Annotated in this window: 23 protein-coding genes; 19 read left to right on the forward strand and 4 right to left on the reverse strand. The window is 37.0% G+C overall.

The genetic code is table 11. The features are described 5' to 3' along the window. The 6 genes from cobJ to JOC73_RS06165 all read left to right on the forward strand — a co-directional run bounded on the left by cobJ (position 1) and on the right by JOC73_RS06165 (position 3,365). On the forward strand, positions 1–762 hold the full coding sequence (cobJ, locus tag JOC73_RS06140) for a precorrin-3B C(17)-methyltransferase (protein WP_204401218.1): 762 nt from the start codon (positions 1–3) through the stop codon (positions 760–762). Then, positions 759–1,553 carry a cobalt-precorrin-6A reductase gene (locus JOC73_RS06145; RefSeq protein WP_204401220.1) on the forward strand — a complete coding sequence of 265 codons (795 nt, stop codon included), beginning with the start codon at positions 759–761 and terminating at the stop codon, positions 1,551–1,553. The genes cobJ and JOC73_RS06145 overlap by 4 nt, the downstream gene beginning before the upstream one ends. Positions 1,554–1,739: 186 nt before the next feature. Continuing rightward, the gene (locus JOC73_RS06150) at positions 1,740–1,883 is read left to right on the forward strand and encodes a hypothetical protein (RefSeq protein WP_204401222.1); all 144 of its coding nucleotides are present in this window, start codon (positions 1,740–1,742) and stop codon (positions 1,881–1,883) included. Positions 1,884–2,206: 323 nt separating this feature from the next. After that, positions 2,207–2,395 carry a hypothetical protein gene (locus tag JOC73_RS06155; protein WP_204401224.1) on the forward strand — a complete coding sequence of 63 codons (189 nt, stop codon included), beginning with the start codon at positions 2,207–2,209 and terminating at the stop codon, positions 2,393–2,395. A 101-nt stretch (positions 2,396–2,496) separates the two neighbouring features. Beyond that, positions 2,497–3,000, forward strand: a complete 504-nt coding sequence (locus JOC73_RS06160) for a hypothetical protein (RefSeq protein ID WP_204401226.1) — start codon at positions 2,497–2,499, stop codon at positions 2,998–3,000. A 197-nt stretch (positions 3,001–3,197) separates the two neighbouring features. After that, positions 3,198–3,365: a sigma factor G inhibitor Gin gene (locus JOC73_RS06165; RefSeq protein WP_204401228.1), complete on the forward strand. Its 168-nt coding sequence runs from the start codon at positions 3,198–3,200 to the stop codon at positions 3,363–3,365. Positions 3,366–3,495: 130 nt separating this feature from the next. On the opposite strand, the gene JOC73_RS06170 is transcribed toward JOC73_RS06165, so the two are convergent. Beyond that, entirely contained in the window at positions 3,496–3,645 is a 150-nt protein-coding gene (locus JOC73_RS06170; protein WP_204401230.1) for a hypothetical protein, read from the reverse strand. Positions 3,646–3,830: 185 nt separating this feature from the next. Between JOC73_RS06170 and JOC73_RS06175 the strand changes: the two genes are divergently transcribed. From JOC73_RS06175 to JOC73_RS06210, 8 genes are all read left to right on the forward strand, one after another. Beyond that, the gene (locus JOC73_RS06175) at positions 3,831–5,300 is read left to right on the forward strand and encodes an aminotransferase class I/II-fold pyridoxal phosphate-dependent enzyme (protein ID WP_243427870.1); all 1,470 of its coding nucleotides are present in this window, start codon (positions 3,831–3,833) and stop codon (positions 5,298–5,300) included. Positions 5,301–5,334: 34 nt separating this feature from the next. Beyond that, the gene (gene tmk, locus JOC73_RS06180) at positions 5,335–5,973 is read left to right on the forward strand and encodes a dTMP kinase (protein WP_204401232.1); all 639 of its coding nucleotides are present in this window, start codon (positions 5,335–5,337) and stop codon (positions 5,971–5,973) included. After that, a complete protein-coding gene (locus JOC73_RS06185) occupies positions 5,970–6,299 on the forward strand; it encodes a cyclic-di-AMP receptor (RefSeq protein ID WP_204401234.1) in 330 nt (109 codons plus the stop codon). Before tmk ends, JOC73_RS06185 begins: the two co-directional genes overlap by 4 nt. Positions 6,300–6,318: 19 nt before the next feature. Beyond that, a complete protein-coding gene (gene holB, locus JOC73_RS06190) occupies positions 6,319–7,305 on the forward strand; it encodes a DNA polymerase III subunit delta' (RefSeq protein ID WP_204401236.1) in 987 nt (328 codons plus the stop codon). Then, the gene (locus JOC73_RS06195; RefSeq protein ID WP_204401238.1) at positions 7,299–8,183 is read left to right on the forward strand and encodes a PSP1 domain-containing protein; all 885 of its coding nucleotides are present in this window, start codon (positions 7,299–7,301) and stop codon (positions 8,181–8,183) included. The genes holB and JOC73_RS06195 overlap by 7 nt, the downstream gene beginning before the upstream one ends. A 230-nt stretch (positions 8,184–8,413) precedes the next feature. Continuing rightward, the gene (locus tag JOC73_RS06200) at positions 8,414–9,049 is read left to right on the forward strand and encodes a TlpA family protein disulfide reductase (RefSeq protein WP_204401240.1); all 636 of its coding nucleotides are present in this window, start codon (positions 8,414–8,416) and stop codon (positions 9,047–9,049) included. A gap of 72 nt (positions 9,050–9,121) precedes the next feature. Then, positions 9,122–9,862 (forward strand): RNA polymerase sigma-I factor, encoded by a 741-nt coding sequence (gene sigI, locus JOC73_RS06205; RefSeq protein WP_330613132.1) that lies wholly within the window; start codon positions 9,122–9,124, stop codon positions 9,860–9,862. Further along, complete coding sequence (locus JOC73_RS06210) at positions 9,852–11,207, forward strand: anti-sigma factor domain-containing protein (protein ID WP_204401242.1); 1,356 nt, start codon at positions 9,852–9,854, stop codon at positions 11,205–11,207. Before sigI ends, JOC73_RS06210 begins: the two co-directional genes overlap by 11 nt. A gap of 90 nt (positions 11,208–11,297) precedes the next feature. On the opposite strand, the gene JOC73_RS15505 is transcribed toward JOC73_RS06210, so the two are convergent. Beyond that, positions 11,298–11,504, reverse strand: coding sequence for a Spo0E family sporulation regulatory protein-aspartic acid phosphatase (locus JOC73_RS15505; RefSeq protein WP_408626917.1), 207 nt, complete (start codon positions 11,502–11,504; stop codon positions 11,298–11,300). Between the two features lie 45 nt (positions 11,505–11,549). On the opposite strand from JOC73_RS15505, the gene JOC73_RS06220 reads away from it, so the two are divergent. Together JOC73_RS06220 and rsmI are read left to right on the forward strand one after the other, a co-directional pair. Further along, a complete protein-coding gene (locus tag JOC73_RS06220) occupies positions 11,550–12,326 on the forward strand; it encodes a tRNA1(Val) (adenine(37)-N6)-methyltransferase (RefSeq protein WP_204401246.1) in 777 nt (258 codons plus the stop codon). Next, positions 12,313–13,158, forward strand: coding sequence for a 16S rRNA (cytidine(1402)-2'-O)-methyltransferase (rsmI, locus tag JOC73_RS06225; protein WP_204401248.1), 846 nt, complete (start codon positions 12,313–12,315; stop codon positions 13,156–13,158). The genes JOC73_RS06220 and rsmI overlap by 14 nt, the downstream gene beginning before the upstream one ends. A gap of 60 nt (positions 13,159–13,218) precedes the next feature. Here rsmI and JOC73_RS06230 read toward each other — a convergent pair whose 3' ends face one another. Further along, the gene (locus JOC73_RS06230) at positions 13,219–13,455 is read right to left on the reverse strand and encodes an AbrB/MazE/SpoVT family DNA-binding domain-containing protein (protein ID WP_204401250.1); all 237 of its coding nucleotides are present in this window, start codon (positions 13,453–13,455) and stop codon (positions 13,219–13,221) included. A 459-nt stretch (positions 13,456–13,914) separates the two neighbouring features. On the opposite strand from JOC73_RS06230, the gene JOC73_RS06235 reads away from it, so the two are divergent. After that, entirely contained in the window at positions 13,915–15,345 is a 1,431-nt protein-coding gene (locus JOC73_RS06235) for a CCA tRNA nucleotidyltransferase (RefSeq protein WP_204401252.1), read from the forward strand. A 150-nt stretch (positions 15,346–15,495) separates the two neighbouring features. Here JOC73_RS06235 and JOC73_RS06240 read toward each other — a convergent pair whose 3' ends face one another. Next, positions 15,496–16,929 carry a nicotinate phosphoribosyltransferase gene (locus JOC73_RS06240; protein WP_204401254.1) on the reverse strand — a complete coding sequence of 478 codons (1,434 nt, stop codon included), beginning with the start codon at positions 16,927–16,929 and terminating at the stop codon, positions 15,496–15,498. Positions 16,930–17,051: 122 nt separating this feature from the next. Here JOC73_RS06240 and JOC73_RS06245 point away from each other — a divergent pair, with 122 nt between their 5' ends. Both JOC73_RS06245 and JOC73_RS06250 read left to right on the forward strand, forming a co-directional pair. Then, on the forward strand, positions 17,052–17,621 hold the full coding sequence (locus JOC73_RS06245; RefSeq protein ID WP_204401256.1) for a nucleoside recognition domain-containing protein: 570 nt from the start codon (positions 17,052–17,054) through the stop codon (positions 17,619–17,621). A 5-nt stretch (positions 17,622–17,626) separates the two neighbouring features. Continuing rightward, positions 17,627–18,157 carry a spore maturation protein gene (locus JOC73_RS06250; protein ID WP_204401258.1) on the forward strand — a complete coding sequence of 177 codons (531 nt, stop codon included), beginning with the start codon at positions 17,627–17,629 and terminating at the stop codon, positions 18,155–18,157. Positions 18,158–18,212 lie beyond the last annotated feature (55 nt).

Below are 18,212 nucleotides of genomic sequence, written 5' to 3' on the forward strand. Positions count from 1 at the left end.
ATGGATAAGGTGCATAATGTTAATCATAAAGCTGGAAAAGTAACGGTGGTGGGGTTAGGACCTGGAGATGTAGCCTACATGACTCCAGTGGTAAAGGAAGCCATAGAGGCGGCGGATGTGGTGGTGGGATACAAGACCTACATAGACTTAATCCAGCCAATGTTGGAGAATAAAAAAGTAATCAATAATGGAATGCGTAGGGAAGTAGAACGGTGCCAAAAGGCAGTGGAGATTGCGGAAGAAGGGCATCAGGTGGTTTTGGTCAGCAGTGGAGACCCAGGTATCTATGGAATGGCAGGAATCCTTTTAGAGGTAAAGGAGGAAATGGGTAGCAACATAGATGTCGATATCCTACCGGGGATTACTGCTGTTAATGCAGCTGCGTCGGTGCTTGGAGCACCCCTCATGCATGATTTTGTTGTCATTAGCTTGAGTGATCTTCTAACCGATTGGGAAGTCATTAAGAGGCGGATTCGTTGTGGAGGCGAGGGAGATTTTATAGTAGCTCTGTATAATCCAAAGAGTAAAGGAAGAACAACCCAGATTGAAGAAGCAAGGGAGATTCTTCTACAGCATCGGGGAGAAGACACCCCGGTGGGAATCGTAAGAAATGCCAAGAGGGAAAATCAAGAGATGACAATTACAAGCCTAGGGAATATGCTACAGCACAATATTGATATGACCACAGTCGTGATAATTGGAAATTCCAACACCTATATTAAAAATGGCAAGATGATTACCCCAAGGGGATATAAGATATGATTTTAGCCCTTTGTGGAACCAGTGAGGGCAGGGAGTTATTGGGGGTTTTAGCTGGAGAGTATCCCGCTATATTAGCCACTGTGACTACCCCCTATGGAGTAGAATGTCTTGGGGATTACCCTACGGTGGAGGTATTGCAGACAAAGCTACAGCAGGAGGAATTTGAGAAATTAATAGAAGAGAGACAAATTCAGGTGGTGGTGGATATCAGCCACCCCTATGCAGAAAAAATCTCAACCTTAGCCATAAATGTATGTAGAGAAAAGAAGATACATTATCTGCGATATGAACGAAGGACTACAGAACAACTACAGGAGGACCCGAACATCCTTTGGGTAGAGGATTTTCCCGAGGCTGTCCAATTGGCGAAGGGGTTTGTGGGGAGAATATTTCTAACCATCGGCAGTAATCATCTGACCACCTTTGTTAAAGAAATCCCCAAGGAAAGATTGTTGGCTAGGGTATTGCCTGTATCAAAGGTGCTTTTATCCTGTGAAGAGCTGGGACTGAATCCTGACAATATCATCGCCATGAAGGGGCCTTTTTCTGAGGAAATGAATCGAGCTATGTTTGCCATGCAGGATGTATCTGTAGTGGTGACAAAGGACAGTGGCGGGGCTGGGGGAACCCTAGATAAGCTTAGGGCTGCTAAGGCGGTTGGAATCCCTGTTATTGTCATCAAAAGACCAGCTGTGGACTATGGTGAGGTTTATTACGATTTAAAGGAATTGATGAACACTTTAAAAATATTAAAGGAAGAAAAGGTTTCAATGAAGTTAGATAATGTATAAGTAAATATATATTAAAAATAATGAGATGACACTAAGAGTAAATATAGAAATATAAAGCATCCTTTGATTAAAGATTTTCATTGGTAGCTTTAAATAAGCCACTTAGGATCATATGTTTAATTTAATCTATAAATTTAAGCTATAAAACGCCTTTAAAAGTAAAAACTAACTTAGGAGGTGTTTTACATGAATCAAGAGGTTATTAAGGATTTAGGGAATATGAGTTATGCAAATCTGTCCCAAAGTCAACTAGCTCAGTTACAAGAAATAGAGGGTGAAATCAATGCAAATCGACAAGATAAGGTATTCTTGATGGCATTGGTTAAGTAAAGAAATAACCTAATATACTGTGATCACCAGTTGATAAATCCTCATCTTCTGAATCACTACAAGAGACCAGCAGTCTTGTGTATATCTATACGCTACGACTGCTGGTCTTTCTTATCCTTGAATTTAAGGACCCATGAACTGGCTAGAGGGCGGCGATTTTTAAAAAATTAATAAATAGTCCCCATAACCCATTTATTTCGGCAGGATTTTACAGTAAAATGTAGAATAAGAATAAGATGTGTAGAACCAACGGACAATTTGGAAGATGTTGATAGAAGTTGTTATAATATACCATATACATTTATAGGGGAGTGGGGTATGTCATGCTACAATTCTTAATTGGTTTTGCGTTTTTAATGGTTTTGTTAGTGCCGATTGGCTTTTTTATACTGAGTATAATTTATTCATTAGGTGAAGAATTACGTCACGATGCCAGTAGTAAAGCAAAGAAGAAACCATCGGTGCAGGTGGCAAAAATCCCTGTAAGGGAACGTATACGGGCTGTTAAATAACCCTTCCTATAAAGTGGAATTGGGTTATTTTTATTTTCTTCTTGAAGTATCTACTATTAGGTGATAAGATATGTAGGTAATTTATTTAAGGGAGGGATTTTATGGCTGCTTTAATTAGACAGACAGTCAGTGAACCTCAAAAACCACTATGGAAAAATATCCTTTATGTTTTAGCTGTGGTTTTAGGAATTAACTTAGCTGTGGAACTAACAAATTTCCTTCCAAAGGCTATTGCAGGGATTGTAAGCGTTATTATACTCATTTTTTCCGCAGTGTTTATCTCATACTTGCTTAATAGAAAACTAGCCCAATACACTTATATATTGATTGAAGATGAATTGATTTTTTATAAACAGCTGGGTAAGAGAGAAAATAAGGTTCTAAATGTTAAGATTTATGATCTTGATTGGATTAAGTCCATGGATCAACTAGCCAAAAAAGAAAAGGTGAAAAAAATATACTCTTTAGCCTGTAGATTAAAGGGAGAAGATGTTTTTGTGGGCCAATTCAAGGAAGACGAAAAGGTGTATCGATTTATTTTCCAACCTAATGATGGGCTTTTGAAAGCCATCAACAGGCAGATAAAGCCACACAAAAACTTATAGTAAGATATACAAGAAAATCCAGTGATGCTAAAAAGGATAATGGGGGCATCACTGGATTTTTTTCTTGATTGATACCAGTATAATACCATCCCCATAATTATTTTTAACTTTTTAATAACAATGTACGAGAAGTAGGAATAAAATACTATTATCAGGGAAAACTAATAGGTAATTAATTAAAAAGGCTGGTGACAAACATGACAAATTTATTGGAATGTTATATTTGTAATCGTAAAGATGATATTGGAATTATAATAAAAGAGCAGTACATATGTAGGGAGTGTGAAAAACAAATCACCGATGCCCTACCTGGAGAAGAGCATTATGAAGAATATAAAGAAAAAATAAAAGAGATTTTATTTTAAGTAAGAAAAAAAATTATCGCAACCTTAGGACTTCCAATGAGGTCCTTTTTTATGTTGATTACTTCAATATAAATGAGTAGCCCTGAGGCTACTCATTTTATTATGATAAAACTAAGATGATGGTGGTTTTTTACTTTGCTCTATTAGGAGCAATTTTTTTTCTTTCGTTTTTTACTTGATCCAATGAAATAGCCAACATTTTAGCAATCTCTTGATCTGTTTTTTGATTTCCATAGACCTTAATAAGATCCTTAAGATTATTGATCCTATGGTTTCTCATAAAAAACACCATCCTTTTTATAGTTTGGTACTGTTTTCAAAAACAGACATAACCTATTTATAGTATTGGACGAAGGAAATTATTTTATACGTAATGATTAATAAAGGGTTTAAAAAAAACGTATAGAATTAGAATAATAATGGATTTTAAATCTAGTGAAGGTAAAAATGAAAGGATGAGCTTGTTTGAAGAATACCTTATTATTAGATCAATTAATTAAAATACAACAGCAGCAGATGATCTCCTTTCATATGCCAGGACATAAAAATGGAAGAATATTTGAACGTCTTCCCTATAAAAATTTTAAAAATATACTAACCTACATCGATACTACAGAGATATCCGGTACCGACAATCTCCATCACCCAAAGGGAGCCATCAAAAAAGCTCAAGAAAGGGCAAGTAGATTGATGGGAAGCGAAGAAACCTTTTTTTTAGTGAATGGAAGTACATCAGGAATCTATAGTATGATTATGGCTGTCACCAACCCAGGGGACAAGGTAATTATTGGAAGAAATTGTCATAAGGCAGTGATCAATGGATTGATATTAGGGGATTGTATTCCCTGCTATTTAGCCCCAACAGTAGACCCTGTGCAGGGGATTGCTTTAGAGATTACACCTGCATCAGTAGAGAGAATGCTATTAGAACAGCCTGATGCAAAGGCAGTGGTCATCACCTATCCCACCTATCATGGGGTGGCCAGTGACTTGAAAAAAATCGCTGAAATTGTCCACAAATATGATAAAATACTATTAGTAGATGAAGCCCACGGAGCCCATTTGGGTCTTAGTGAAGCCCTGCCAAAGACAGCGTTGGAATGTGGGGCAGATATTGTCGTACAAAGTACCCACAAGACTTTACCAGCCTTTACCCAAAGCTCTATGTTGCATATTCAGGGAAGTAGAGTGGATCGGGATAAGCTTAAATTTATGCTGAGACTGCACCAAAGCAGTAGCCCCTCCTACCTACTGATGGCATCTTTAGATGTTGCCATGACCATATACGAGAGTCATGGGAAGGAATTAATGGGGGAGCTATTGAATCATGTCAAGGAATTTAAATCCAGTATGAAGGAGTATGAAGGAGTAGTTTTGTTTGATGAAGACGACTTTTCAGAAGCAACAGCTTCCCTCTATACATTAGACCCCACAAAACTCTGGATTAGTCTCCAGCGCAAAGGAATATCTGGAGTTCAGTTGGAGGAGGAACTTAGGAGTACGTTTGGAATTCAAATGGAGTTATCAAACCTATACGGTGTTTTGGGAATTGGCACAATTGGTAATGAAAAAAAAGATTTTATACAATTAGCCAAAGCAATTGAAGGAATCAACAGTCTGTCAAAAACTTATACTTCCTATACGACGATCATCGGTCATAACGTTAAAAGTCCATTGATGATGGAGATTCCCCAATGGGCATTAACTCCTAAGGAAGCCCTCTATAGGGAAAAGAGAACAGTACGATTGCAGGAGGCCATAGGTTTGATTAGTGGGACAACCATTACCCCATACCCTCCAGGGATACCAATCCTGATGCCGGGGGAAGTCATAAATAAAGGGTTGATACAATATATTAAAGCAATCACATCTATGGGGATGGAAGTAATCGGACTAAAGGATGATACTCAACTACTGATAGATGTAATAAAATAGACACATTACGGATTAACATACATGAGGTGATAAAATGATGAAGGGTTTATTCATTAGCATAGAAGGTATGGATGGAGCAGGAAAAACAACACAGGTTGATTTGATGAAAACCTTTTTAGAGAAAAAAGGTTATCAGGTACTGGTCACCAGAGAACCAGGAGGAACAGTGATTGGAGAGAAGATCCGCAAGGTAACCCTGGATCCAGCCCATCAAGAAATGAGCTACATAACAGAAGCACTACTCTATTCAGCCTCAAGGGCCCAATTGGTGAATCAAGTGATCAAGCCTGCTTTAGAAAGAGGGGAAATCGTGATTTGCGATCGATTTGTGGATTCCAGTTTAGTCTATCAAGGAAAGGCACGGGGACTAGGATACAAAGCTGTAAAGGAAATCAATGACTTTGCAACCCAAGGGCTGGAGCCCTGCCTAACAATTATGTTTAATATAGCACCAGAGGTGAGCCTAAAGCGAATTAATGCTAGAGGAAAGGAAGACCGACTCGAACAGGAGAAACTAGCTTTCCATCAACAGGTACATGCAGCTTATCAAGACTTAGTGAAGCTATATCCCCAAAGAATTAAAGAGATTGATGCCGGTCGGCCTATTGAAGTTATTCAACAGGAGATTGAGGGTATATTAATAAAACTAATACAAGAGGGGGAATATAAATGAAATTAGTAATAGCAATTGTTCATGATGAGGATGTACATCCATTATTAGAGGATTTAACGGCTAAAAAGTTTCGAGTGACTAAGCTGGCGACTACGGGGGGGTTTCTAAAGTCAGGTAATACCACTCTGCTGGTGGGGGTCGAGGGTGAGTATGTAGACCAAGTCATTGAAATTATTAAAGAAAACTGTCAATCAAGGGAGCAGATGGCTACTTCACCAACACCTGTATCAGGAGCTACGGGAGTATTTATCCCCTATCCTATTGAAGTAACGGTGGGGGGAGCCACAGTCTTTGTAGTAGATGTAGAAAAGTATGTAAAGCTGTAGGAAAGGGAGTACCATATATATGGCCTTTGAAGAAATCGTAGGACAAGAGAGAATCGTTGAGATACTTAAAAAGACACTATTGAACAATACCTTCTCCCATGCCTATTTATTTGAAGGGCTAGAAGGATTGGGGAAAAAACAGATGGCGTTGGAATTCGCCAAAGGGGTCATCTGTAGTCAAGAGGGGATGAAACCCTGTAATGTCTGTCAAACCTGTAGAAGAATACAGGAGGGGAACTATCCAGAGGTTAACTTAATCCAAGAGGATGGAACCATCAAAATTGAGAAAATCCGTGAGCTACAGAAGGATATTCAAATGAAGCCCTATGAGGGGCGAAAAAAAATATATATTATTAATCATGCAGAAAATATGACGGTACAGGCACAGAATGCCCTCCTAAAAACATTGGAGGAGCCTCCTGCCTATGCCACCATCATTTTACTAACGGTAAACGGCAACAGCTTGTTACCCACCATTATTTCAAGATGTCAGATCCTGAAATTCAGACCTGTGGAGATTGGGAAAATCCAGCAGGTCCTGATGGAGGGACGGGGAGTTTCCCGTGAAGAAAGTAGAATGGTGTCCTCCTTCTCCAATGGAATTATCGGTAGGGCATTAAAACTATTGGAGGATGAGGATTTTAAAAGAATAAGGGAAGAAGTTCTAAAGCTGACGGAAGAAATGCTTCGGAGGGATACAATTAATCTTCTGGAAAGTGTGGATTTTTTCACAAAGGAAAAAAATCAGATTGAAGAAATCTTGGACATGCTGGTGAGTTGGTATAGGGACCTTATGATCTATAAGGAAACACAGGAATTACATTTTTTAATGAATTGTGATAGAATAGAAGAAATTCAAGATCAATCTAATCGTATAGGATTGAAAAAAATAAGAGATATTATTTTTATAATAGATCAGACCAAAGGCAACATTAAAAGTAATGTTAATTTCCAGCTTAACATAGAGGTGATGCTTTTGAACATTCAGGAGGTATTGGTATGGTAAGTGTAGTTGGAGTACGTTTTAAAAAGGCGGGAAAAATATACTACTTCGATCCAGATGAAATAGAGATATTAAAGGGACAAAGCGTCATTGTAGAAACTGCTAGAGGGATTGAGTATGGGGATGTAGTAGTAGGACCTAAAGAAGTGACAGAGGAGGAAATCATCGCGCCTTTAAAAAAGGTCATTCGTGTGGTTACACCCGAGGATGAAATAAAACATCAAGAGAATAAATCAAAAGAGACAGAGGCATTTGATATTTGTCTTGGTAAGATACAAGAGCACCAGTTGGAAATGAAGCTGATTGATGTAGAATATACCTTTGACAATAACAAAGTGATCTTTTACTTTACTGCCGACGGTAGAGTTGATTTTAGGGAATTAGTAAAGGACCTTGCAGCCATTTTCAAAACAAGAATAGAACTACGACAAATTGGTGTAAGGGATGAAGCTAAAATGATTGGTGGAATCGGTCCCTGCGGTAAGTCCCTTTGTTGTGCTTCATGGCTAGGAGATTTTGAACCAGTATCGATTAAAATGGCAAAGGATCAAAGTCTTTCATTAAATCCTGCTAAAATCTCGGGTATATGCGGGAGACTTTTCTGTTGCTTAAAATATGAGCACAATTTATATCAGCAAATATTAGACAAGCTTCCTGGAGTAGGAGCCATCGTTAAAACAGAAGATGGAGAAGGAATTGTAGTGAGCACCAATGTATTGTTGGAGCAGCTGAAGGTTAAAATCAAGCTCCCTGACAATTCTGAAGATGTTAAGACCTACTTCCTAGATGAAGTTACAAAAATAAAAGAAGAGAAAAGACCCCAGAAGGATGAAGATATACCAGCTGATTTAGTAAAGGAGTTAAAGGAATTAGAAAAATAGGTGAATAAAGAAAAAGCAACGCTTAGGAGAGACTACTAAGCGTTTTTTGGTTTTTGTAGTTTTCTCAACTGATTTTATGTTAGCTCTAATATGGTGGGAGACAAACTTGATAACAGGAAAATATTGGACATTCTCCTGGCCCCATAGCAACAAACCAATATATTTGATATACTATAATCAACTCAATACATAGGACCAATAAAAATTAACCAAACAAAAGAGGTGTTTTTATGAGATCAAGGTATAAATTGCTAGCAATCCTACTTATAATTGCAATGATGGCTGGTGTTACCGCTGGATGTAAGAAAAGAGCCAGTGATGATCCTCAGCAACCAACAGCTGGAGGAAATCCAGTAGTAGACCAGCCCCAGCACCAGCCGAAAGAACAGGAGCAATTACCATCAGGAGAAAAAGAAGATGGGGATGAAGGACAAGAAGATAATAAAGTAATCATTACACTAGAAAATGAACTAAGAGAAGAAGTTATCATAGCTGCAAAAGAGGATAAGCTATTGGTAATGACCTTCTGGGTAGATTGGAATCAAGAGGCAAAGGGACAATTAGAGGTCTTAGAAAACTTATATCCACTTTTGAAGGATGATGTAGAATTTGTAGGCATCCATGCTCTAGGCTTTGATAGCATCTCAAAAGAACAAGCACAGGAAAAGATAAAGGCAGAAGGATACCCCTATCCTATGCTAATAGATGAAGAGTCTAAAGCACAACAAAAGTATTTTGTAGGTAGCTTCCCCACAACAGTCATCATTGATCAAGAGGGAAATGTAGTCAAGTCCTTGACATCAAATATTGAAGAAGATGATTTACTAGAAGAAATTGAATGGATATTAGAAAAATTCTTGCCATAGGCAAGAATTTTTCTATATTTGGTATCTGTAAAAATATAAAACTATTCGTAAACTATAGCAGGAGGTGTAGCAGTGAGAAATATCCTAAAGCTCCTCAAGGCAAAGCAGGCACAAACACTAGAAGACCGTATTAATATCATCCAAGAGGGTGATGAAAAGGAGAAAAATAAATTAATTCAAGAATATATTCCCTTTATCCAAAAAAATATTAGCCAACAAGTGGGAAAATATATAGATATAAATAATGATGATCTCTATAGCGTAGGACTAATGGCCTTTAATGAAGCCATTAATAAATACAATCAAGAAAAAGGAAGCTTCCTAAGCTTTGCATCCATGGTAATTAAGAGTAGAGTAATTGATCAATTACGTAAAGAATCTAAACGCTCGAAAGAAGTCTATATAAGCCAATTTTCTTCGGAAGTAGATGGTGCAGACTATCTTATGGCCACCGAGGGTTTTGAAAACAAGTTAGAGATAAAGATGGATATGAAGACGCTATTGCAGCGAATGGAGACCTTTGGAGTAACTTTGGATGACTTAATAAAAGAAGCACCAAAGCATGTGGATACCCGGGTAAATGCCGTAAAGATTGGCAGGTATGTGTATGAAAACAAAGGTTTACGGGCTAAGTTCATGAAGACCAATAATCTTCCAGTGGGTGATCTCATTAAAGACCTAGACGTATCCAAAAAAGTACTCCAGAGAAGTAGAAAATTTATTATAGCAGTTATCTTAATATTAGACAGTAACTTAGATACAATGAAGAGTTATATTTCACAGACAGAAGGGAGGGAGCACTGTGAAGGGTAAAGGAACAATTATGGAAATACGGGACAAAACAATGGTAATCATGACAAATGAATGTTGCTTTGAAGAAATAAAAAAACGTAACAACGTAATGGTTGGAACGGAGATTGAATTTACAACAAAAGATATGCTCAAGGGAAAACCTACCTATTTTAAGCCATTGGCAACAGTGGCAGCGGCTATCATACTAATGATCATAAGTACTTTGTTTATTTTACCAAACTTCATTGCTGAAGCAAAGGCAGTGGCAATGGTGACTATTGACATTAACCCTAGTGTTGGCTTAGAGCTAAATCAAAAGCAAGAAGTCCTAAAACTACTTCATCTTAATGAAGATGCCGAAAAATTGCCTATACCATCTGTAAAAGGGAAAAATGTGAGGGTAGCCATAGAAGAAATTATGGCAATAGTTAAAGGAAAAGGGTATTTACAAGAGGATGACAACTATGTACTACTTACCACAGTGTCTTTGGAAAAACAAAAAGGGGAGGAAGAAGATGAAGAGCTATCAATTCTAGCTGAGGAACTTAAAATCAGTATAGAAAACAATGTCTACCAAAAAGAAGGTAAAAATGTAGTGGTGTTGACCTTAGAATCCAACTATGAGACTTTAGTAAAGGCACAGGCGGAAAAGACTTCTGTAGGAAAAATGGAGTTGTACCAACGTCTAGAGGCAGAAGAAGATAAGGAAGATAGTGAAGATGACGATGTAAAGCTGGATGAAATCAAAAGTAAGAATGTAAAAGAATTAGTTGAAGTGGTAGAGAAAAGGCCCCATCCAGTATTTGATCAACGTTCTGATAAAAAGAATGGCAAAAGTCACCCAATATTTGAAAATCATCCTAATAAGTCAAAAGAAAAAGAGGCTATAGAAGATCAAGAAGAATCAAAAGAAGATAAAAAAGAACTAAAGAAAGATAAAAAAGATAAAGAGCGTAAAAAATATAAGCATAAAAAAGACAAAGACCGTAAAGAAGATAAAGAACATAAAGAACATAAAGAAGATAATGAAGATAGAAAACGTAATGAACACAAAGAAGAAAAAGAAGAAAAAGAAGATACAAAAAAAGATAAAAAAGAGCCGAAAGAAAAATTTAAAGAAGATAAAGGAGAAGATAAGAAGAAATCAGAGAAGAAACATCCAGTTCTTAATCAACAATCTGAAAAAAAACATAATAAAGAACAGTCAACATCCAGAGATGATGAGATACGAAACATTGGAGAAACAAGGATCAAAAGAGAGGGGAAAAAATGGCATTTGGATGAAAATAGTCCCGATGAAGTAAAAAAAGCTCTGATGAGGAACGGCATAAGGAGAAAAATACTGGAAGTAATAAACATAAATTAATTTGTAGTATTAATAAAAAACTGCTAAAATTTTAAATGCAACATAAGAAATAAAAATGAAACTTCTGAATAAAATCAGGAGTTTCTTTTTTTATGATTTTAAAGGAATAATAGACAAGTTATATTGGTTTAAGGCATCAACGCACATTTGGCTAATGTTGATAACTTCGGGGTTAATAAGATTCCCTTTCTGATCAATAGCAATGTGCATCTTCTTTCTTAATCCATTAATTATGATTGGAAGCTCAATAAGGCTTTTTTTATCTTTTTCTTTTGATAGTACACCTTTTATTCGGATATGCTATAATAAAATGATGTTTGATAATGGCTTAAGGAGGACAAGATGGAAGAAGCACTTTTAAAGGATGGAGAAAGAATAGACGATTTGCAAATTAACAACTTAAAAATAATCCAAAATCCAAATGGGTTTTGTTTTGGACTAGATGCTGTACTTTTGGCTAACTTTGTTGAGCTTAGAAAAGGATTCAAAGTTGTAGATTTAGGGACAGGGACTGGCATTATACCAATTCTATTGGCAGGAAAGTCTCAGGACACTCAGATAAAGGCGATTGAAATACAAGAAGATGTATCAGAAATGGCATCCCGAAGTATGAAGCTTAATCAGTTGGAAGATCGGGTGGAAGTACTGAATATAGATCTGAAGGATCACAACAAATATCTACAGCCCAATAGCTTTGATGTAGTCACCACCAATCCACCCTATATGCATTCAGAGGGTTTAATTAACCCAGGGGACAAGAAGGCTATTTCAAGGCATGAAGTTAAGTGCACTTTAGAGGATGTAATTGCAACGGCGGCGAAACTGTTAAAGGACCATGGTAAGCTTTTTATGGTTCATCGTCCCCAAAGATTGGTTGATATTATTATTCAATGTAGAAAATATAAATTAGAACCAAAGAGATTAAGATTTGTTCATTCCACTGCGGGAAAGAAGCCTAATTTACTATTGTTGGAATGTCGAAAGTTTTCACAACCAGAACTTAAGATAGTAGATCCCTTGATTATCTATAAGGATAATGGGCAGTACACAGATGAGATACAGAGTATTTATGAGAGAACAAGCCTACAGGAAGGAGGTGGCAATTATGGAGAAGGGTAAACTGTACATATGCCCTACCCCGATTGGGAATTTAGAGGATATTACCCTTAGGGTTTTGAGGATTTTAAGGGAGGTGGACTACATAGCAGCTGAGGATACTCGCCAGACCATCAAACTCTTAAATCATTTCGAAATTAATAAAAACCTGACTAGTTATCATGAACATAATAAAATGAAAAAAGGACAAGGAATACTAGAGGATTTAATGGAGGGTAAGCAGGTGGCGTTGGTTTCTGATGCCGGTATGCCTGGAATTTCAGACCCTGGAGAAGAATTAATCAAAGATTGCATAGAACATCATATTGAAGTAGAAGTATTACCAGGGGCAACTGCTGCCATCTTAGCACTAGTAGCTTCTGGGCTTAATGCTAGTCAATTTAGTTTTGAAGGGTTCTTAAGTCGGGACAAGAAAAAACGAAGAGAAAGGCTAGAAAGAATTAAAACAGAAGATCGGACTTTGATTTTTTACGAAGCCCCCCATCGCTTAAAGGATACTTTAGAGGATTGTATAAAAATATTGGGAAAACGTCGTGCAGTGGTTGGACGAGAGTTAACCAAGAGATTTGAGGAGTTTATTCGTGGGGAATTGCAGGAAGTATTGGCTCATTTTGAAGAGATACCGCCAAAAGGAGAAATCGTTTTAATGATTGAGGGGATTTCTCAAGAGGAATATGAAGCCTTAGAGAAACAGGAATACCAAGATCTCTCAATAAAAGACCATGTAGTTCAGTTGTTGAATTCGGGAATGGATAAAAAAGAAGCTATAAAAGAGGTATCTAAGATTAGGAAAATACCAAAAAGAGAAGTTTACCAAGAAGCGATTGATTTATAAAAAGCTTTACAAAAAAAGAAGTAAAGAGCGGGGAGGCTCTTTACTTAAGTATGAGGAAGACTATTTCAATTCGTCCTTACAAGAAGAACAGATATTTTTGCCTTTATATGTAATGATATCTTTAGCATTGCTACAGAAGATACAAGCTGGCTCGTATTTCTTTAAAATAATACTTTCGCCATCTACATAGATTTCTAATGCATCCTTCTCTGCGATGGTTAATGTACGACGTAATTCAATAGGTAATACCACTCTTCCTAATTCATCTACTTTCCTTACAATACCTGTTGATTTCAATTGTTTTTCCTCCTTTTATTTTACAACCTTTTTGATTAGTCATTACAATTAATAACATTATATTACACAATAGTCCATAAAACAACAAAATTCGACATATCACTTATTAAAATAGTACCAGACTTTCCATAAAAAGTCAACTATACTTTTCAATAAATATTAATTAAATAATTAACAGGAATCTCGAAGGTGTTTATCTAAATACTTAATGTATTTACTAAGAAGCAAAGCAAAGAAGTTTACTTATAAAATAACCTTTATTTATTAAAAATAATATTATAAACTTGATATAGAGGGTATATCTTTATAGGAGACATGATAAGGGACATGTTATAATAAAGCAATTATATCCAGTGCTAAACTTTCTAGTTGGAGTACAGTATATAAGTAAATATAGACAAATTTGTTATTGTAATTGCGACACATGGATATTAGTTATCACTTTAAGGAGCTGGTATAATGAAAACCTTAATTTCCTCTATACTGCAAATAAATAAAAAATACAAAACCAAGTTTTTTGTAGTAGGTGGTTACATTAGAGATCTGCTGATGGGAAGAACTATACAGGATATGGATTTTGTTTTGGATGTAAATCCAAAGGATTTTGCTAAAGAGGTTGCCGACAATATCAAGGGGAATTTTGTCGAATTAGATAGATTGAACCAAGTTTATCGGGTGTTTACTCCTGAAGGGTTAATAATGGATTTCTCAAAAATGAAGGGCGATACAATAGAAGAAGACCTCTATCATCGAGATTTTAGTATTAATGCCATGGCCTACGACTTAAACAACGGTTGGCCTATAGATGAAAAATTAATTATAGATTGGTTTGATGGAAGAAAAGATATTGAAGCTCAAAAGATTCGTCATTTAAAAAATAGTGTTTTCTCTGAAGACCCCATAAGGATGTTAAGGGCTGTAAGGTTGATGGTTCAGCTAAAGTTTAACATTGATACCCGAACGATCAAGCTCATCCAAGATAACGCCCCTAAAATCAGCTTAACAGCTGGAGAAAGAATTACAGAAGAACTGTTCAAAATTTTAAAAGCAGAGAACAGTTATTTCTATTTAAACTACATGGATGAGACACTACAGCTACTGGATAAAATATTTCCTGATTTAGTAGATATGAAGGAAGTAGGGGAGTGTAAATATCATGTGGTGGATAGCTGGACTCATTCCATCTTTACAGTTAAGGTAGCGGAGGGCTATATCAACTCAGAAGGTTTTTTTGAAGAGCATATTCGACAAGTGTATGAAGACCATACAAGTAAAGTGATTGCCGGAAATAGGACGAGATTAGACCTCATCAAATTAGGGGCCCTATTCCATGATATTGGAAAGCCATCTGCCCGAAAGATAGATGAGACTGGAAGGGTTCGATTCAGAGGCCATGAAATCACAGGAGCAGAGATACTAAAAGGATATGCAGAAAAATTGAAGCTCAGCGTAAAGGAAAGAGACATACTTTATCGATATGTAGCCTACCATATGCTACCGTTAGATTCCTATAAAAAGAATGATGTCAGTGGAAAGGCCCTATACGAAATCTTTACCAAAATGGGGGAAGAGACGCTAGACATACTATTGATTGCACTTTCAGATATTGTAGCCACTAGAAAGCTATTGGTACCTGAGGAAGAAATGGGAATGTTCAAGGTGCATATTGAGTACATTGCCAATAATTACTTGACCCGTTATCGGCCGATAGAAAATATCCAGAAAATTGTTACAGGTAGGGATATCATGGAGCACCTGGAGCTTCCTCAAGGAGTCTTGGTGGGGGAGTTGTTGGAGGAAATCAAAAAAGCCATTTTCTATGGCAAAATCTCGGCAACAAAAGAAGCTGCTTTGAAATATGTTAAGCAGATTTACAAAGAAGATATATAAATGAATAAGGATATTAAAAATATAATTAAATAATAATACAGTGAAACCCCTAAATAGAAGGGATAGACTTACTAGTCTGTCGCCACCTGTTCAGGGGTTTTTTATTTGCTTTTATTTTGAGTTCATTTTTGATATTTTCATTATTTAAAGCTACTCATCCCTCATGGACTTAACCATTTCGTGTTTAAGATCCCAAAGTTTTTGAGATAAATCCACTTTGTAGGTTTGAGGTCTATTGAGTCTTCTGTACTCTGGCCACAGAGAGTGAAGTTCCTTAGTAGCATACGCTTTAATTTGTTGAGTCGTTTTTCTTTCGTATACCAGCTTCCCTCCTTCAAAAAGAGGAACTAGAAGTTCACGGATGTGGTACTTCTTAAAGGTCTTCTTTTTCCAGGTATAAAGGGGATGGAAAACTGTAAGGGGTTGTTCAAGATCTATGGTTTCATCCTCCAACATAATCAGGTCTGCTTGGGCATGTTGATTAGCTTCATCATAGATACGTACCACTTTCTTGTATCCAGGGTTCGTGATTTTTTCTGGATTCTCAGAAATTTTAATTTTTGGAACCAGCTCACCATTTTCTTCTGCTGCTACTAGCTTATAGACCCCACCTAAAGCAGGGCAACTCTTTGAAGTGATTAAATTTGTTCCTACCCCCCAACCTGTCACGGTTGCCTCCTGCATTTTTAAGGAATAGATGGTATCTTCGTCTAAATCACTGGAGGCAATTATTTTTACATCCGTAAAACCAGCTGCGTTCAATAATTTTCGTGCTTCTTTAGATAAATAAGCAATATCTCCAGAGTCGATTCTCACTCCTGTAGGTACATATCCATCAGCCTTTAGTTCTTCAAATACTTTTATAGCGTTAGGAATACCGCTATTTAAAGTATCATAAGTATCTACAAGAAGAAGACAATTGTGGGGATAAATTTTTGCATAAGCACGGAAGGCTTCTAACTCACAGTCAAATTTCTGAACCCAGCTATGGGCCATCGTACCTGTAATTGGGATATTAAACATTTGGCCAGCCAACACGTTGGATGTTCCGGCACAGCCACCAATATAGGCAGCCCGGGCTCCATATATACCAGCATCGGGACCTTGGGCTCTACGGAGACCGAATTCAAATACTGCATCACCTTTAGCTGCTTCACATACCCTAGCAGCCTTTGTGGCGATTAAGGATTGGAAGTTTAGGATATTTAAAATGGCGGTTTCTATTAACTGGGCTTCAAAGCATCTGGCTTTTACCCGCAAAATAGGTTCAGTTGGGAACATGATAGAGCCTTCTTCAACTGCGTAAATATCTCCTGTAAATTTGAAGTTCTTTAAGGCTTCAAAAAAATCTTCGTCAAAAAGCTTTGTATTACGGAGATAAGTAATGTCTTCCTCATCAAAGTGCAGGTTTTCGATGTAGTCAATAACTTGTTCAATACCAGCGATTAAAGTAAAACTGTTATCGCAAGGATTTTTTCTAAAGAAAACATCGAATACTACAAGATCATCGGCAATGTTATTTTTTAAGTATCCATTCATCATGGTTAATTGGTATAAATCCGTAAGTAATGTATGGTTTCTCATGATATTGTCCTTTCTTAGTAAAGCATTTTTGTGTCTAAAATTATTATAACAAAATTTTTATAGTTTAACTATAAAATGAGGACATATATTTATAGAGGCTCGATAAGGGGGGATAAATAACGATGAATAAGATATGGTTTTTTATGATTATATTCGGAATGATCATGGCTGCTATCACGGGTAAAGTAGAAGTGGTTAATGAAGTTCTCTTGACGGATGTGCAGGAGGCTGTTGTATTTGCCATAAGCTTGACGGGGATTATGGCTGTATGGCTGGGGTTAATGAATATTGCCAATAAATCGGGGTTAATGGATAGCTTTTCAAAGTTAATGAGACCCTTCACAAGACTGCTTTTTCCGTCTATTCCAGCAAATCATCCTGCCATTAGCGCAATCGTGATGAATATGGTGGCAAATATGTTAGGTGCGGGAAATTCAGCGACGGCCCTTGGGCTAAAGGCGATAGAGGAACTACAAACATTAAATACAAATAAAAAAACCGCCACCAATGCCATGTGTATGTTTCTAGTGATTAATATGTCGTCTATTCAAATCATTCCCTTGACGGTATTAAAGATTCGAGCTGATGCAGGCTCCATTATGCCCTCTGAGATCATCATCACATCTTTGATTGCATCAACGGTATCGACAATAGTTGGCATTGCAGCTTGTAAAATATTAGAGGGGAGGTAGGTAGGATGGAACTACTTAAAATGATTTCCGTCATGGCAATTCCCTTGATGATGACCATCATTTTACTGCATGGATATATAAAAAAAGTGAATTTGTATGATGCCTTTGTAGAAGGGGCAGGGGAAGGGTTCAAGACAGCTGTGAGGATTATGCCCTATCTTATTGCCATTTTTCTAGCCATCGGACTTTTGAGGAAATCTGGGGGGATGAATCTCGTGGTGGGATTATTGGCTCCTATTACAAAGTTCCTAGGAATACCATCGGAGGTATTGCCTTTAGCATTGATGAGACCCTTTTCGGGTAGTGGGGCATTAGGTATATTGAAGGACATTATCGAGAGCTATGGACCAGATTCCTTCATAGGAAGGGTGGCATCCACTATGATGGGTTCGGCAGAGACCATCTTTTTTACAATGGCAGTTTACTTTGGAGCAATAGGCGTTCAAAAGTCAAAGCATACGGTGCCAGCAGCCCTTATTTCCCACTTTGCAGCGGTGATTGCATCGGTGGTAATCTGTAGTTTTATGTTTAGGTAGAAAATCAATTTACCTATTGACAGATGATGTATATTTTTATATATTGTTGTATAAT

Origin of the sequence: Alkaliphilus hydrothermalis (assembly GCF_016908555.1) — a bacterium.
GTDB lineage: Bacteria > Bacillota > Clostridia > Peptostreptococcales > Natronincolaceae > Alkaliphilus > Alkaliphilus hydrothermalis.

Bases quoted from the DNA above. Each gene is read 5' to 3' on its own strand.
- cobJ (WP_204401218.1), top strand. From the start codon at position 1: ATGGATAAGGTGCATAATGTTAATCATAAAGCTGGAAAAGTAACGGTG.
- JOC73_RS06145 (WP_204401220.1), top strand. From the start codon at position 759: ATGATTTTAGCCCTTTGTGGAACCAGTGAGGGCAGGGAGTTATTGGGG.
- JOC73_RS06150 (WP_204401222.1), top strand. From the start codon at position 1,740: ATGAATCAAGAGGTTATTAAGGATTTAGGGAATATGAGTTATGCAAAT.
- JOC73_RS06155 (WP_204401224.1), top strand. From the start codon at position 2,207: ATGCTACAATTCTTAATTGGTTTTGCGTTTTTAATGGTTTTGTTAGTG.
- JOC73_RS06160 (WP_204401226.1), top strand. From the start codon at position 2,497: ATGGCTGCTTTAATTAGACAGACAGTCAGTGAACCTCAAAAACCACTA.
- JOC73_RS06165 (WP_204401228.1), top strand. From the start codon at position 3,198: ATGACAAATTTATTGGAATGTTATATTTGTAATCGTAAAGATGATATT.
- JOC73_RS06170 (WP_204401230.1), bottom strand. From the start codon at position 3,645: ATGAGAAACCATAGGATCAATAATCTTAAGGATCTTATTAAGGTCTAT.
- tmk (WP_204401232.1), top strand. From the start codon at position 5,335: ATGATGAAGGGTTTATTCATTAGCATAGAAGGTATGGATGGAGCAGGA.
- JOC73_RS06185 (WP_204401234.1), top strand. From the start codon at position 5,970: ATGAAATTAGTAATAGCAATTGTTCATGATGAGGATGTACATCCATTA.
- holB (WP_204401236.1), top strand. From the start codon at position 6,319: ATGGCCTTTGAAGAAATCGTAGGACAAGAGAGAATCGTTGAGATACTT.
- JOC73_RS06195 (WP_204401238.1), top strand. From the start codon at position 7,299: ATGGTAAGTGTAGTTGGAGTACGTTTTAAAAAGGCGGGAAAAATATAC.
- JOC73_RS06200 (WP_204401240.1), top strand. From the start codon at position 8,414: ATGAGATCAAGGTATAAATTGCTAGCAATCCTACTTATAATTGCAATG.
- JOC73_RS06220 (WP_204401246.1), top strand. From the start codon at position 11,550: ATGGAAGAAGCACTTTTAAAGGATGGAGAAAGAATAGACGATTTGCAA.
- rsmI (WP_204401248.1), top strand. From the start codon at position 12,313: ATGGAGAAGGGTAAACTGTACATATGCCCTACCCCGATTGGGAATTTA.
- JOC73_RS06235 (WP_204401252.1), top strand. From the start codon at position 13,915: ATGAAAACCTTAATTTCCTCTATACTGCAAATAAATAAAAAATACAAA.
- JOC73_RS06240 (WP_204401254.1), bottom strand. From the start codon at position 16,929: ATGAGAAACCATACATTACTTACGGATTTATACCAATTAACCATGATG.
- JOC73_RS06245 (WP_204401256.1), top strand. From the start codon at position 17,052: ATGAATAAGATATGGTTTTTTATGATTATATTCGGAATGATCATGGCT.
- JOC73_RS06250 (WP_204401258.1), top strand. From the start codon at position 17,627: ATGGAACTACTTAAAATGATTTCCGTCATGGCAATTCCCTTGATGATG.